Origin of the sequence: Desulfuromonas soudanensis (genome assembly GCF_001278055.1) — a bacterium.
Lineage (GTDB): Bacteria > Desulfobacterota > Desulfuromonadia > Desulfuromonadales > WTL > Deferrimonas > Deferrimonas soudanensis.
This window is the reverse complement of record NZ_CP010802.1, coordinates 1067093-1082259: the sequence shown is the minus strand read 5'-3', so window position 1 is coordinate 1082259 and position 15167 is coordinate 1067093. Positions and strand designations below refer to the sequence as shown.

The 15167-nt window shown below is 64.3% G+C and carries 13 protein-coding genes; 7 read left to right on the top strand and 6 right to left on the bottom strand.

Going from position 1 to position 15167, the window contains the following annotated elements:
* Positions 1–161: 161 nt before the first annotated feature.
* From gdhA to aroF, 5 genes are all read right to left on the bottom strand, one after another.
* Positions 162–1511: an NADP-specific glutamate dehydrogenase gene (gene gdhA / locus DSOUD_RS04755; protein ID WP_053549931.1), complete on the bottom strand. Its 1350-nt coding sequence runs from the start codon at positions 1509–1511 to the stop codon at positions 162–164.
* A gap of 316 nt (positions 1512–1827) precedes the next feature.
* Entirely contained in the window at positions 1828–4020 is a 2193-nt protein-coding gene (gene priA, locus DSOUD_RS04750) for a replication restart helicase PriA (RefSeq protein WP_053549930.1), read from the bottom strand.
* A gap of 16 nt (positions 4021–4036) precedes the next feature.
* Complete coding sequence (locus DSOUD_RS04745) at positions 4037–5380, bottom strand: alanine/glycine:cation symporter family protein (protein WP_053549929.1); 1344 nt, start codon at positions 5378–5380, stop codon at positions 4037–4039.
* A gap of 104 nt (positions 5381–5484) precedes the next feature.
* Positions 5485–6687 (bottom strand): FprA family A-type flavoprotein, encoded by a 1203-nt coding sequence (locus tag DSOUD_RS04740; protein ID WP_053549928.1) that lies wholly within the window; start codon positions 6685–6687, stop codon positions 5485–5487.
* A 176-nt stretch (positions 6688–6863) separates the two neighbouring features.
* Positions 6864–7874, bottom strand: coding sequence for a 3-deoxy-7-phosphoheptulonate synthase (aroF, locus tag DSOUD_RS04735; RefSeq protein ID WP_053549927.1), 1011 nt, complete (start codon positions 7872–7874; stop codon positions 6864–6866).
* A gap of 212 nt (positions 7875–8086) precedes the next feature.
* Between aroF and DSOUD_RS04730 the strand changes: the two genes are divergently transcribed.
* The 6 genes from DSOUD_RS04730 (at position 8087) to DSOUD_RS04705 (ending at position 13420) form a co-directional block, all read left to right on the top strand.
* Positions 8087–8404, top strand: a complete 318-nt coding sequence (locus DSOUD_RS04730) for a c-type cytochrome (protein WP_053549926.1) — start codon at positions 8087–8089, stop codon at positions 8402–8404.
* 85 nt (positions 8405–8489) lie between these two features.
* The gene (trmB, locus tag DSOUD_RS04725) at positions 8490–9191 is read left to right on the top strand and encodes a tRNA (guanosine(46)-N7)-methyltransferase TrmB (RefSeq protein WP_082351071.1); all 702 of its coding nucleotides are present in this window, start codon (positions 8490–8492) and stop codon (positions 9189–9191) included.
* On the top strand, positions 9184–10374 hold the full coding sequence (gene truD, locus DSOUD_RS04720; protein ID WP_053549925.1) for a tRNA pseudouridine(13) synthase TruD: 1191 nt from the start codon (positions 9184–9186) through the stop codon (positions 10372–10374). Before trmB ends, truD begins: the two co-directional genes overlap by 8 nt.
* Before the next feature lie 325 nt (positions 10375–10699).
* On the top strand, positions 10700–11026 hold the full coding sequence (locus DSOUD_RS04715; protein WP_053549924.1) for a DUF4212 domain-containing protein: 327 nt from the start codon (positions 10700–10702) through the stop codon (positions 11024–11026).
* Between the two features lie 9 nt (positions 11027–11035).
* The gene (locus DSOUD_RS04710; protein WP_053549923.1) at positions 11036–12562 is read left to right on the top strand and encodes a VC_2705 family sodium/solute symporter; all 1527 of its coding nucleotides are present in this window, start codon (positions 11036–11038) and stop codon (positions 12560–12562) included.
* Positions 12563–12580: 18 nt separating this feature from the next.
* Positions 12581–13420 carry a sugar phosphate isomerase/epimerase family protein gene (locus tag DSOUD_RS04705; RefSeq protein ID WP_279330678.1) on the top strand — a complete coding sequence of 280 codons (840 nt, stop codon included), beginning with the start codon at positions 12581–12583 and terminating at the stop codon, positions 13418–13420.
* A gap of 82 nt (positions 13421–13502) precedes the next feature.
* On the opposite strand, the gene DSOUD_RS04700 is transcribed toward DSOUD_RS04705, so the two are convergent.
* Entirely contained in the window at positions 13503–13955 is a 453-nt protein-coding gene (locus DSOUD_RS04700; protein ID WP_053549921.1) for a universal stress protein, read from the bottom strand.
* Positions 13956–14241: 286 nt separating this feature from the next.
* Here DSOUD_RS04700 and DSOUD_RS04695 point away from each other — a divergent pair, with 286 nt between their 5' ends.
* On the top strand, positions 14242–15024 hold the full coding sequence (locus tag DSOUD_RS04695) for an IclR family transcriptional regulator (protein WP_053549920.1): 783 nt from the start codon (positions 14242–14244) through the stop codon (positions 15022–15024).
* The last annotated feature ends 143 nt before the right edge of the window (positions 15025–15167 follow it).

Genomic DNA, 15167 nt, shown 5'->3' with positions numbered 1-15167 from the left:
AAAGGCAAAGGCAAGACCCGGGGGACGCGGCACCCGACGGTCTTATACTAACCAAAAGGATAAAGTCCGGTGAAAGATCAGACCTCACCGACAACAAAAAAAGGAAGGGCCCGGCAATTGCCGGGCCCTTCCTTTTTGTCGCTTCCGTTCGGATGGAAATTCTAGATCAGGCCCATCGCCACCATCGCCTTGGCGACCTTGATGAAACCGGCGATATTGGCGCCGTTGACGTAGTTGCCGGGAGTCCCGAACTCGAGGGCGGTCTCGTAGCACGTCTCGTGGATATCGTTCATGATATTGCGCAGGCGGTCTTCGGTGTATTCGAAGGTCCAGGAGGCGCGGCTGGCGTTTTGCTGCATCTCCAGGGCGCTCGTCGCCACTCCGCCGGCGTTGGCCGCTTTGCCGGGGCCGTAGGCAATGCCGGAATCGAGGAAGACCTTGACCCCTTCGGGCGTGGTGGGCATGTTGGCCCCTTCCCCGACGGCGATGCAGCCGTTCTTAACCAGGTTTTCCGCATCCTTGCCGTTGATCTCGTTCTGGGTGGCCGAGGGCATGGCGACCTGGCAGGGGATATCCCAGATATTTCCCTTCTCGATGTACTTGGCGTCCTTGTGGTACTTAACGTAATCGCGGATGCGGCGGCGTTCCACTTCCTTGAGCTGCTGCACCAACGCCAGATCGATCCCCTTCTCATGAACGATCACGCCGTTGGAGTCGGAGCAGGCGATGACCTTGCCGCCGAGTTCGTGAATCTTCTCGATAGTGTAGATGGCGACGTTCCCCGAGCCGGAGACGAGGCAAGTCTTGCCGCCGAAGGTATCCTTGCGCGCCTTGAGCATCGCGTCGACGAAGAAGGTGGCGCCGTAACCGGTGGCCTCGGGACGGACCAGGGAGCCTCCCCAGTCGAGCCCCTTGCCGGTGAGGACGGCCGATTCGTAGCGGTTGGTGATCCGCTTGTACTGACCGAACATGTAGCCGATTTCCCGGCCTCCGACCCCGATGTCGCCGGCGGGGACGTCGGTGTACTCACCGATGTGACGGTAGAGTTCGGTCATGAAACTCTGGCAGAAATGCATGATCTCGTTGTCGGACTTCCCCTTGGGATCGAAATCCGAACCCCCCTTGCCGCCGCCGATGGGGAGGCCGGTCAGGGCGTTTTTGAAGATCTGCTCGAAACCGAGGAACTTGATGATCCCCAGATAGACGGACGGATGGAAACGCAGACCCCCCTTGTAGGGGCCGAGGGCGCTGTTGAACTGGACCCGGAAACCGCGGTTGATCTGCACTTCACCCTTGTCGTCCTGCCAGGGAACCCGGAAGATGATCTGACGCTCCGGCTCGCAGATCCGCTCGATGATCTTGTGATCGGCGAACTCGGGATATTTGACCAGGACCGGACCGAGGGACTCGAGGACCTCGCGGACCGCCTGGTGGAATTCGACCTCGCCGGGGTTGCGGCGAACGACCTCCTGAAACATCGGCTCGACCTTTTCATCAATCATCGGTGACATAAAACCTCCTCTTGGTTCAATGAACAGGCAATTATTGCCTGTTTTTTTATCCATGTCCTGATCCGGCTCCCGTCGAGCCGATCGGTCGAAAGGAGATGATTCACGATGTGTGCCATCCTGTCTATTTTTTGATCTTTAACATACAAGATATCGTTTTTGTTGTATTTTTTTCTGCCTATTTTTTCACCACACGTCGACAGGAAGAGATGAACCCCTGTCGACCGTGTCGGCGGAGCACACAGGAAGAGCAGAGCAGGCACTCAGCAAAAAAGGGGCCGGCGATGTCCGGGAGTGGAGGAGAAAAGGGGGTAGGACTCTAGAGCATGTCGACGGGATCGACATCGACGGCCAGGAGCACGCCGGCGGGGACCTTGCGACGCAGGGCGGGGAGGCGACAGAGGAGCCGGCGCAGGGGGGGACGGTCGGGCGCCTTGAGGAGGATCTGCACCCGGTGGCGACCGCGCAGCCTGGCCAGGGGACAGGGGGCCGGTCCGAGGACTTCGACGGTGCCGCAGTCGGCATCGAGCCCTGCCGCAAGGGCGGCCGCCGCGGCTCCGACCTTGCCGGGATCGATGCCGGAGACGACGAGGTTGACCAGGTATCCGAAGGGGGGGTAGCCGAGCTCCCGGCGGCAGACGATCTCCTCGTCGTAGAAGCGCCGGTAGTCATGGGCGGCGGCGCACTGCAGGGCGTAATGCTCGGGGGACCAGGTCTGGATCAGCACCCGCCCCGGTGCCTCGCCCCGCCCGGCGCGGCCGGCCACCTGGGCGAGGAGGGCAAAGGTGCGCTCGGCGCTGCGGAAATCGGGGAAGTTGAGGGTGGAGTCGGCGCCGATCACCCCGACCAGGGTCACGCCGGCAAAATCGTGCCCCTTGGCCACCATCTGGGTCCCGAGGAGAATATCGATCTCCCGGCCGATCATCCGGTCGGCCAGCTGCTGGTGCGCCCCCTTGCGCGCCGTGGTGTCGCGGTCCATGCGGGCGATGCGCGCCGTCGGGAAGGCCGTCGAGAGCTCCTCCTCGAGGCGCTCGGTCCCCGCCCCTTCGGGGCGGATATCGAGCCCGCCGCACCCGGGGCAGAGTTCGGGCGGGGGGACGGCATAATCGCAGTAATGGCAGCGCAGCAGGCGCCGCCCCTGGTGGAAGGTGAGGGTGATTTCGCAGTTGGGACAACGGAAGGTGGTGCCGCAGTCGGCGCAGAGAATGAAGGGGGCGAAGCCGCGGCGGTTGAGGAGGAGGAGCGACTGCCCGCCGGAAGCGAGGTTTTCTTCCAGGGCCGTAAGGAGCGTCTCGGAGAGAGACCCTTCGGGACGCGCCTCCCGCAGGTCGATGAGCTCCACCGGCGGCAGGGGGCGCGCAGCCACCCGCCCGGCAAGGGGAAGGTAGCCGATGGCCCCCGTGAGGGCGCGGTGGTAGGTGGTGAGAGCGGGGGTGGCGCTGCCGAGGAGGACCGTCGCCCCGGACATCTGCCCCCGGAGAAGGGCGAGGTCGCGAGCGTGGTAGCGGAACCCCTCCCCCTGCTTGTAGCTCGCCTCGTGCTCCTCGTCGACGACGATGATGCCCAGATCGGTCAGAGGGGCAAAGACCGCCGAGCGGGCGCCGATGACGATACTGGCTCCGCCGCGGACGATGGCCCGCCAGGCGTCGTAGCGCTCGCCGTCGGAGAGCCCCGAGTGCAGGACGGCGATCTCTTTTTCCTGCCCACCGAAACGGGCCCGGAAACGCCCCACCAGCTGGGGGGTGAGGGCGATTTCGGGGACGAGGACCAGGGCGCGCCTGCCGCGGGAGAGGGCGGCGGCGATGGCCCGCAGGTAGACCTCGGTCTTGCCGCTGCCGGTCACCCCGTGCAGCAGCAGGGGAGTAAACGCCCCCCCTTCGAGGGCGGCGTCGATAACCTCCAGGGCGGCGGCCTGTTCGGCCGTCGGCTGCACCGGCACGTCGGCCGGCGGGGGGACGTCGAGAAAGGGGTCGCGGCGCACCTCCCGGGACGTCTCGACGAGAAAACCGAGCTCGACCAGGCGCCCCAGGGGGACATGGGGGGAGGCGAAGGTCTCGCGCAGCGCCGAGAGGGGGGTGGCGCCGCGGCGCCGCAGAGCGCCGAGAATCTCCTTCTGCAGGGCGCCGGCCGGTTCCCCCGAAAGCTCCGTGGGGGAAAAGATCCGCTCGTGAAGGATGCCGACACCGTCCTCCCTGCCGGAGAGCCCGGCGGGGAGGGCGGCGCGGATCACCTCCCCCAGGGGATGGAGGTAATAGTCGGCGGCCCGGCGGTAGAAGGGGACGAGCTCGGCGGGGAAGAGGGGCGCCTCGTCGAGGACCTCGGCGATCGCCTTGAGCCCCTCACCCTCCCCTTCCTCAAGGGCGATGAGGTAGCCGATGGCGCTGCGCCGCCCGAAGGGGACGCGCAGACGCATCCCGACCCGGGCCCGCTCCCGCAGGGGATCGGGGACCAGATAGGAGAAGGGGCCGGCGACGGGAGCGGCGACGGCGACGCTGGCAATCAGTGCAGACACGAATCGACCGTTCGGCTCACAAAAGCTCCTCGGGGTTGGCGAAGGCCTCGCGGGTCGTCGCCACGACGACTCCGGAAAGGCCGAGGAGGCCGATAAGGTTGGGGATCGCCATGGCGCCGTTCATGGTGTCGGAGAAATCCCAGACGAAACCGACCTTCTGGAAGGCGCCGACGGCGATGAGCAGGCAGAAGAGGTAGCGGTAGGGGGTGCGGGCCCTGAGGCCGAAGAGATATTCGATGCACTCTTCGCCGTAGTAGGCCCAGCCGATCATGGTCGAATAGGCAAAGATCGCAATGCCGATGGTGACGATCAGACCGCCGGGGCCCGGAAGGGCGCTCTCGAAGGCGAGATAGGTCAGGGCGCTGGAAGTCTCCCCCGAGGTCCAGGCGCCGGTGGAGAGGATCACCAGGGCGGTCATGGAGCAGACGATGACCGTATCGAAAAAGACGCCGGTCATGGCGATCAGCCCCTGGCGCACGGGGCTGTTGGTGCGGGCGGCGGCGTGGGCGATGGGGGCGCTGCCGAGGCCGGCCTCATTGGAGAAGACGCCGCGGGCGACTCCGAAGCGGACCGCGGCGGAGACGGCGGCGCCGGCAAAGCCGCCGCTGGCGGCGGCGGGGGCAAAGGCGTGGGAAAAGATCAGGGCGAAGGCCCCGGGGAGCGCCGAAGCGTTCAGGGCAAGGATCACCAGGGCGCCGAGGACGTAGGCGATCCCCATCACCGGCACCAGTTTCTCGGTGACCTTGCCGATGCGGCGGATACCGCCGATGATGACGACTCCCGTGAGAACCGCCAGGACGATCCCGGTGCCGACGGGAGGAATCCCCCAGGTCGCGGTGAGGGCGACGGCCACCGAATTGGACTGGACCATGCTGCCGATACCGAAGGCGGCCACGGAGCCGAAGAGGGCAAAGAGCCAGCCGAGCCATTTGAGCCCCAACCCCTCGGCGATGTAGCGCATCGGCCCCCCCTGCATCGAGCCGTCGGGGAGGAGGTGGCGATATTTGACCGCCAGAACCGCCTCGGCATACTTGGTCGCCATCCCGACCAGGGCGCAGATCCACATCCAGAAAATCGCCCCGGGGCCGCCGAGATAGATGGCGGTGGCGACCCCGGCGATGTTGCCGGTGCCGATGGTCGCCGCCAGGGCCGTGGTCAGGGCCTGAAAGGGGGAAATATCCCCCTCGCCGACGGCGGTACGGGAGCGGGAAAAGACCAGGCGGAGCGCCCGGGGGAGCTGGAGAATCTGCAGAAAGCCGAGGCGCACGGTGAGAAAGGCGCCCGTACCGACCAGAAGGGCCAGCATGACAGGACCCCAGACGAAACCGTTGAGGGTCGACATGATCGCAGAGGGATCCATGAAAAACTCCTGAGGCAATAGGCGCCGGTTGCCAGGGTGCGGCGCAAATCAAAGGGCCGGCACTGCGGCCGGCCCGGGAAATTCAGGGAGGAGGATGGGCCGCCCTAGGGGACAACCTCGCCGACGAGGGCCCGTCCCACCTCCTCGCCGAAAGCGCGGCAGGCCTGGCGGTCTTCGGCGGTGGGACGGAAACGGTAGGTGAGCCCGGGGGCGGCGAGGGTGAACTTGAGCCCTTTAAGGCGCTCCTCCACCTGACCCACCGCCTCCCCGCTCCAGCCGAAGGACCCGAAGACGGCGGCGACCTTCCCCTTCGGCGTCACCGACGAGAGGAGGGAGAGGGCGTGCCACACCGGCGGCGGGGCGTCGCGGTTGATGGTCGGGGTGCCGACGACGAAGGCATCGGAGCGCTCGATCTCGTCGCGCAGGACGGCATCGTCGGCATCAAGGAGGCTGTATTCGGCGACCTCCACCCCCTGGGATTCGAGGCCGCCGCGGATTTCGGCGGCCATGGTGCGGGTGTTGCCGTGGGGGGAGAGGGTGACCAGCAGGACCCGTTTTTTGCCGTTCTCAGCCGGTGCGGCCGACCATTCCTTGTAGCTCCTGATGGCCGCCAGAGGATCGCGGCGCAGCACGGGGCCGTGGGAAGGGCAGAGCATGGTGATGGGGAGATGCTCGACCTTGGCCACCGCCTCGCGGATCTTCGCCTTGAAGGGGCGCATGATGGTGTCGAAATAGAAGGCGAACTCGGCGGAGAAGTCGCCGACCTGATCGTTGAACAGCCCCTCGCCGCAGAAGTGGGCGCCGAAGGCGTCGCAGGAGAAGAGGACTCCGTTCTCCGGCAGGTAGGTGAACATGGTGTCCGGCCAGTGGAGGTTGGGGGCGTGAATAAAACGCAGCGTCTTTTCGCCGAGATCGATCTCCTCGCCGTCGGCGACGACCCGCGCCTTGAAGGGGCGGTTCAAGAGCTGACGGAGAAAGTTTTCGCCGGCCTTGGTGCAGACCACGGTCAGCTCCGGATTGATCTCGAGGAGCCTTTCGAGCGCCCCCGTGTGATCGGGCTCGGTGTGGTTGACCACCACCAGGTCGATGCGCTCCGGCGCCTCGAGGGAGGAAAGGCCCTCCAGGTAGTCCTCGGTAAAGATCCCCTTGACCGTGTCGATGAGGGCGACCTTTTGGTTGCCGCGCACCAGGTAGGCGTTGTAGGTCGTCCCCCTGTGGGTGGGAAAGAGCTCGTCAAAGACCTCCAGCTCGGGATGACGGGCGCCGAGCCAGTGGACACCGGGTCTTATCTCTGCAGTCGTCGACATGGGCTTTGTCCTCTTTTCTTTTCGAGTCGAAAAAATGTTCCGGAATTATACTGCGTCGGAGGGGCGTCGTCGATCCGGATAAGCATCGGCATTCGGCCCCTTCGGGTTGCAAACAAAGATTAAGCGGAAGAATGATAACCTATCGGCGGCCGCGGGACAACCACGACGATCCGCCGTCAGTAGCCGAGGTAGGTCAGCAGTCCGCGCAACTCGTCCATGAGGGTGGAGAAGCCGGGGCCGTTGAGGCTCTGGGCGCCGTCGCACAGCGCCTTCTCCGGGTCGGGATGGACCTCGATCATCAGGCCGTGGGCGCCGGCGACCAGGGCGGCCCTGGACATGACCGGCACCAGGGAGCGCTTGCCGGTGGCGTGGCTCGGATCGACGATGATCGGCAGATGGCTCATCTCGCGGATCAGGGGGACCACCGAGAGGTCGAGGGTGTTGCGGGTGGCCCGTTCGAAGGTGCGGATCCCCCGCTCGCAGAGAACCACCCGCTCGTTCCCCTCGGCGACGATGTACTCGGCGGCGGCGAGAAACTCCTCGAGGGTGGCGCTCATCCCGCGCTTGAGGAGAACGGGATAGCGCAGCTTGCCGACTTCCTTGAGAAGGTCGAAGTTCTGCATGTTGCGGGCGCCGATCTGCAGGATGTCGGCGTAGCGGCAGACCGCGTCGAGCTGCTCGATGCGCATCACCTCGGTGATCACCGGCAGTCCCACCTCGTCCCCGGCGAGGCGCAAAAGCTTGAGCCCCTCGATTCCCAGCCCCTGGAAGGAATGGGGGCCGGTGCGGGGCTTGAAGGCGCCCCCCCGCAGGATCCTCGCTCCGGCCGCCTTCACCAGGCGGGCGGCGGAGACCATCTGTTCCTCGCTCTCGATGGAACAGGGGCCGGCCATCACCACCGGCACCTGACCGTCGCCGATGAGAACCCCGGCGGCATCGATCACCGAGGAGGTGGGGTGAAAGTCCCGGGAGACGAGCTTGTAGGGCTTGCTGACGTGAATCACCTCCCGCACCCCGGGGAGCTCGCGGATGGAGCTGTCGTCCACGTACCCCTGGTTGCCGAGGACGCCGATGGCGGTGCGCTCGCTGCCGGGAATCGGCCGCGCCTCCAGTCCCAGCGCCGAGACGGCTTCCTGGACGGCGCGGATCTGCTGGTCGCTGGCGCTGTGATGCATGACGATGAGCATGGATCGGTCTCCTTGGAAAAGGATAATATCAATAAATGTTTTTTCATCGTTTAAGTTCTGGAGTCGCTTCAGGGCTGAGGCCATAGCCTAATCCCGTCCACGGCGAATTTCAACTCTTTTCCCCCCATCTTCCCCCTTGCCTCGGCGGCGCTTTCCGGTATCATACCGGATGGCCGCCGTGCCGGTTACCGACCCCTTCCCTGGAGCTCGCCATGACACCGATCCGCTGCATCCTTTTCGCCCTGGTCGCCCTCGCACTCGGTGCTCCCGTCCTGGCCGCAGAGGACGAGGGGCACGCCCGGGAACTGATCAACGCCCTCGGCTGCAAGGGATGCCACTCCCTCGGGGAAAACGGCGGCAACCTCGGCCCGTCCCTCACCGGCGTCGGCAGCCGCCTCGTCAGGGAGGCGATCCACCTTCAGATCGTCAATCCAAAGAGGAACAACCCCGCTTCGATGATGCCGTCCTACGACTATCTCCCCGAAGCCGACATCGAGGCGCTCACCGACTATCTCAATAGCCTGCGTTAGGCGCCGCGGTGGAGCGTTGAAATAATCCCCGGCCCGTGCTACTCTGCCGGTCCCTGCCCCCTCCGTTCGGAAAGGCCCGCCCGGAATGACCCAGAGAACCATCCAAATCACCTCCCCGACCTTCGTCGCCGCCTCCGAACTGGAAACAGTCGCAGCTCCCGGCGACCTCTTTGCCGTCTCCCGCCCCCTGGCCCTGGAGATCGGCTGCGGCATCGGCGACTTCATCCTGCAGCTGGCTTGCCAGCATCCCCACATCAACTATCTGGCCATCGACATCTACAACAAGGGGTGCCTGAAGACCTGCAGCAGAATCGATGCGGCCGGCCTCGACAATGTCCGCGTCGTCCGCGCCGAGGCCCGCGACCTCCTCGGCCGTCATTTCGGTCCCGAGAGCCTGACGGCGATCTACATCAACTGCCCCGATCCCTGGCCGAAGAAGCGCCACCGCGATAGACGCCTGGTCGGCGCCGACTTTCTGCGCTCCCTCCTCTATTACCTGGCCCCCGAAGGGGAGCTCTACTTCATCACCGACTTCACCGACTACGCCGAAGACGTCGCCGCCCTCCTGCCGACCGTCCCGGGGTACGTCAACGCCCTGACTCTCCCCAGCGCCACCGAACTCCCCGGCTACCCGATCTCCAAATACATGCGCCGCTTTCTCGATCTCGGCCAGCCGATCCACTACATCCATTACCGCAAGGCCCCCGGATTTGCCGCCGGAGCCGACCTGCTGCCGCCGCTTCGCCCCGGGTTCCGGGTCCATGGGGAGCACGCCGGAAATGAGTGACTATCTGACAGGTGCCCTGCCGGGAACAGGCGGGGCGATCAAGGAGATCCCCGAGGACTTCCTCGTGGAAGAAATCCCCCTCTACGCCCCCTGCGGCGACGGGGAGCACCTCTACCTGCGGGTCGAGAAGAGCGGGATCACCACCTTCGACCTTCTGCAGCGCCTCGCCAGGGCCCTCGGCGTTCGGGAGCGGGACATCGGCTACGCCGGCCTCAAGGACGCCCGGGCCACCACCCGTCAGACCCTCTCCCTGACCGGGGTGAGCGAGGAGCGGGCCCTGGCCCTCGACCTCGAGGGGATCCGCATCCTGGGTGCCGCGCGCCACCGCAACAAACTGCGCCTCGGCCACCTGGCCGGCAACCGTTTCACCATCCGGGTGCGCCAGGTTGGCGCCGACGCCCTCGAGCGGGCCCTCGACGTCCTTTCGGTGCTGCGGGATATGGGCGTCCCCAACCGCTTCGGCCAGCAGCGCTACGGCTCCCTCGGCAATTCCCACACCATCGGCGGCGCCCTGCTGCGCGGCGACCACGCCGCGGCCGCGGCGCAGATCGTCGGCGACCCGGCGGCCATCAGCAACGAACGCTGGCGCCAGGGGGCCGAAGCCTTCGCCGCCGGCGACTACGATACCGCCCTGGCCGCCCTGCCGGCGCGCTTCCGCGACGAGCGCCGCATGATCCAGATGCTCAAGGATGGCCAATCGGCCAAAGAGGCGGTCCTCGCCCTGCCGAAGAAGCTGCTGCGCCTCTATCTTTCCGCCTACCAGGCAAGCCTCTTCGACCGCATGGTCGACATGCGCCTGGCCACCCTCGACCGCCTGTGGGTCGGAGACCTGGCCTTCAAGCACGACAACGGCGCCTGCTTTCTCGTCGAGGACCCCGAGGTCGAACAGGTCCGGGCCGACCGCTTCGAGATCAGCCCCACCGCCCCCCTTTTCGGCTGCAAACTGACCCCGGCCCGGGGAGAAGCGGGGCTCCTGGAGGCCGCTCTCCTCGACAAGGAAGGGGTGCAGCCGGAAGATTTTCGCCTCGGCGCCGGGCTGACCATGGAGGGGGAGCGCCGTCCCCTGCGGGTGCCGTTGAGCGCCGCCGAGGCCCGTCTCGACGACGACGATCTGATTCTCTCCTTCGCCCTCCCCCGGGGGAGCTACGCCACCGCCGTGCTGCGCGAGGTCATGAAGGGGTAGAATCGACCAATAGAGACGACTATTAAAGCTTCAACGCAGAGATCGCAGAGAAGGTCCGGAGAACGCGGAGAAGAGCAGAATCGGAAGCGTTTTTTTTGGTTGCACCTTGAAACTCGATTTTCTCAGCGTTCTCTCTTTTCCTCTGCGTCTCGAGTGAGCACAGCGAACGGGCGTTGAGAATTGGTTCTCAAACAAGCTCGAATCTGTCCTCAAATATCCAATTTTTCGGACCGTATAGTCCGACAGGCTCCTAGCGGGAAGCAATCCTTCATGGTCGGCGATTTTCGACCATTTCGCCACAGACAGGCTTCGAGGAGAAAAAATCATGGCACAGCCCCAGGAAGAACACGGTCCCGCCCCCCGGGACACCGGCGTCAACTTCTTCCGCCCCCGGCCGGGATTCATGCGCAAAAAGGTCATGTACACCTGGATGTTGCTTTTGAGCTGGGCCTTTTTTACCTTCGGCTTCCAGCTGGTCCTGGCCCTTCAGGACGTGGGCAACGGCGGGGTGTTGACCGAGACGGTGATTTTAGGCTTCCCCTTTCATTACTGGTTCACCGGCCAGTTTCTCATCGTCTGGTTCATCCTGTTGTGCTTTCTCTTCAACACCTTCGTCGACCGCCTCACCAAAATCTACCAGAAGCGCAAGTAGGGAGAATCCATGACTGCCGAAGGTTTCAAGCTCCTCCCCGCCCTCCTGCTCCTGGCCGTTCTCGGGATTCTCATCCTGGCCGGGCTCGCCACCCGGACGAGCAAGGGGGAATACTATCTGGGCTCGGCGCGTTCCGTCGGCCGGATGGGGATCGGCGCCGCCATCGCCTCCAACTGGATGAGCGCCGCCTCTTTCCTCGGCATCGCCGGGGTCTTTTACCTCAAGGGGTACTTCGCCCTCGCCTACGTCATCGGCTGGACCGGCGGCTACGTGCTGCTGCTGATCCTGCTGGCCGGACAGATCCGCCGTTTCGGCAAATACACGGCCCCCGAGTTCGTCGACGCCCGCTATGAATCCCCCGTCGCCCGGGTCCTCTCGGCGGTCATCGCCATCCTCATCTCCCTGATCTACTGCGTCGCCCAGTACAAGGGGATCGGCCTGGTCTTCTCCTGGATGTTCGGCCTCGACTACACCCCGGCCCTCTTCTTCGGGTCGGCGGTGGTCATCTCCTATCTGGTGTTGTCGGGAACCCTCGGGCTCTCCAAAAACCAGCAGCTTCAGTACGCCCTGCTGATCCTCTGCTTCATCGTGCCGCTGATGGCCATCGCCAGAAAGCTCGGCTACTTCTGGCTCATTCCGCAGCTCGGTTACGGCGTGGCCCTCCGCGACCTGACGTCCGTCGCCGGCGGCAGCGACTACGGCGCCCCCTTCGCCTTTGCGACCCCCTTCCAGTGGATCGCCCTCTGCTTCACCCTGATGGTCGGAACCGCCGGCCTCCCCCATGTCCTCGCCCGCTTCTATACCGCGCCCAACATCCGTGATGCCCGCTGGAGTGTGGTCTGGGGTCTGTTTTTCATCGGCCTTCTCTACTGGAGCGCTCCGGCCTACGGGACCTTCGCCAAGCTCCGGGAATTCCAGGGGGGCATCCCCTCCGACCCGGCGGCGGCCCGGGCCGTGGCCGACCTGATCGTCATCAAGGCCGGCGAGTGGGCGGGGATCCCCCTCTGGCTCACCGGCGTCATCGCCGTCGGCGCCATCATCGCCGCCTTCTCCACCGTTTCGGGCCTCCTGGTCACCGGCGCCAGCGCCTTCTCCTACGACATCTACTACCGCCTGATCAACCCCCGGGCCAGCGAACGCAAGCGGATGGCCGTCGCCAAGGGGGCGACCCTGGTGCTGGCGCTGCTCGTCGTCATCGGCGCAATCAACCCGCCGGGACTGATCGCCGAGATTACCGCCCTGGCCTTCGCCCTGGCAGGGAACACCCTCTTTCCCGTCTTCCTCCTCGGCATCTGGTGGGATCGCACCAACAAGTACGGGGCCGTCACCGGGATGGTTCTCGGCCTGTGCATCACCTTCGCCTCGCTCCTATTCGGGGGAATCTTCCCCTGGCTCCACGCCGTGGTTCCCCCCACCAGCTCGGCTCTCGTCGGCGCACCGCTGGTTATCGGCGTGATGATCGTCGTCTCCCTTCTCACCCCGCCGCCGCCGGAGAAGATTCGCCGTTTCCTGGCCGAAGAAGTTCATGCCCCCTGATCGCCGGAAACGGCTGTTTTGCAACGACCCCGCCCCTGGAGCCCGCTGGAGCCGATGAAACTCGTCCTTTCTTCCGGAAGCCTCTACACCCTCCCCCTGGAGAAGGTGTTCGAAATCGCCAAAGACACGGGCTTTGACGGCATGGAAGTCATTATCAGCTACAACTTCCAGTACCTGGACGAAGCGGCGCTGATCCGCGACCTGCAGCAGATCCTCCCGGTCTCTTCTCTGCACGCCCCCTTCTTCGAACTCGACGGCTGGGGGAACAAGATCGACCAGCTCAAGCGCACGGTCAAACTGGCCCGGGAGACCGGCATCCCCCTGATCAACTTCCACCCCCCCGCCTGGATGGGGTTCGAATTCCGCTTCTGGCGCTGGTTCAAGAAAATCCTCGACTACCAGAAGGAAATCGGCCACGACGAGGTGATCATCACCGTCGAGAACATGCCCTGCACCGGGGACTTCAAGGTCAACCCTCACTTTCTCGGCCAGACCGCGGCGATGATCGACTTTCTCAAGGAACACAACCTCTATCTCACCTTCGACACCGCCCACATGGGGTCCTCGAAGGCGAACTTTCTCAACGACTTCCACCTCTTTTACAATTCCGGCATGATGCGCAATATCCACTTCTCCGATTACGGCTACGGCCGCGAGCACCTCCTGCCGGGACACGGCGTCCTCCCCCTGACCCGTTTTCTCAACCATCTCCGCGAAACGAGCTATGACCAGGCCCTGACCCTGGAGCTCTCCCCCCACGAATTTCCCTCCGAGGAGGAGGGGATTCGCGAGAGCATGATGGAGATCTTCGAATACCTCTGTCAGGAAACCCGCTTTGCCGGCGGCGCCCCGCGCTGAGGGGGACCCGTCAAAGGCGTCAAAAAAAACACCGCCCCCGGGGTGCGGGGGCGGCGGCGGAAAAGCTGCGGACGAATCCTTTTTAGCGAACGATGTAGACCGAACAGCGGGCGTGCATGGCGACCCTGGTCGAAACGCTGCCGAGAAGGGCCCGCTTCACCCGCCCGGCCCCCGAAGAGCCGATGACGATGACGTCGATATCCTGCTCTTCGGCAAAAGCCAGGATCTCTTCGGCGGCGTCGCCGTAGACGACGACATTTTCCATCGGGATGGACGCCTCGGCTGCCGCCTTCTCCACCACGTAGAAGATCCGCTTGCGCTTTTCCTCCCAGCCGGGAAGTTCCGTCGCCGGGGGCGAGGGGAAAAAATCGGTGAAGGAGGGGGTCCGGTTCCCGGGAAGGACCAGGATGGCATAAACTTTGCTCTTGAAGCGCGTGCCGGAGGCCGTCGCGAGGCGAATCGCCTCCTCCGCCGCCTTGTCCGACTGGGGCGAGCCGTCGATGGCCACCACGATTTTCTTGCTGAGATTCAGCATCGCACCTCTCCTGTGAGCCGATTTTCGCCCAATCTAGCGGAAAGAAGCTCAATAGTCAACCGCACCGGCACCGGCGGTGATTTGGCCAACGCCTGTTAATATTGACTTTTATAAAACAACATTCTATATTCAATGAAATCCAGGTCAGATCCACCCCTGCCGCCATTCGACGGAGGGGGGGGAACAGATCTCGCAAATTTTCCCATAATCACTTGACATGCCGGGCGAATTTACTAAGATGGGGGCGGCTTGGCCTCTGCAATACCAACATGAGGGAAAAGAAATCATGGCGAAGAAGGAAAAATCCGAATATATCATCCAGGCGGTCTCCCACGCGCTTGACCTGCTGGAACAGTTTCATGGCGACGTCGACGAGCTGGGAGTCACCGAACTCAGCAAGCGCCTCAAGCTGCACAAAAACAACGTCTTCCGCCTTCTGGCGACCCTGGAGTCCCGGGGCTACATCGAGCAGAACCGGGCCACGGAAAACTACCGCCTGGGACTCAAATCCCTGGAACTGGGACAGACCTTCATCAAGCAGATGGGGCTGTTGCGCCAGGCCAAGCCGATCCTCGACCGTTTGGTCCAGGGGTGCAACGAAACCTCCTACGTCGCCATCTTCAAGGAAGGGCACGTCGTCTATCTGGATGTCGTCGAAACCGACCTGACCGTCCGGGTCGTCTCCCGGGTCGGCTCCCGGCTCCCCGCCTACTGCACCGCCGCCGGCAAGGTCCACCTGGCCTACATGTCCGATGAAGAGATCGACGCCCTCCTCCCCAGCCGGGAGCTCAAAGGGTACACGGCCAACACCTTCGTCGACCGGGAGGTCCTCAAAAAGGAACTGCGCCAGATCGCCGAGCAGGGGTACGCCATCGACAACGAAGAGCTCGACCTCGGCGTGCGCTGCGTCGCTGCGCCGATCCGCGACTACACCCGGCGCATCGTCGGTGCGGTGAGCATCTCCGGCCCCTCCATGCGCCTCCCCGACGAACGGCTGGAAAAGGATTTGATTCCGCTGGTCACCCACTCGGCCGAAGACCTCTCCACCCGCCTCGGCTACCACAAGTAGCGGGTCCGTCACAACACTGGAACGACGTGAGATCCCCCTTGGTCCAAGGGGGATCTTTTTTAGTCTCCGGGGAGCGACAAATTGACTTGACCCAGCCCTGCTGATAGACTCTCAGACAGATATTCCGTAACAATTTCAGAGAG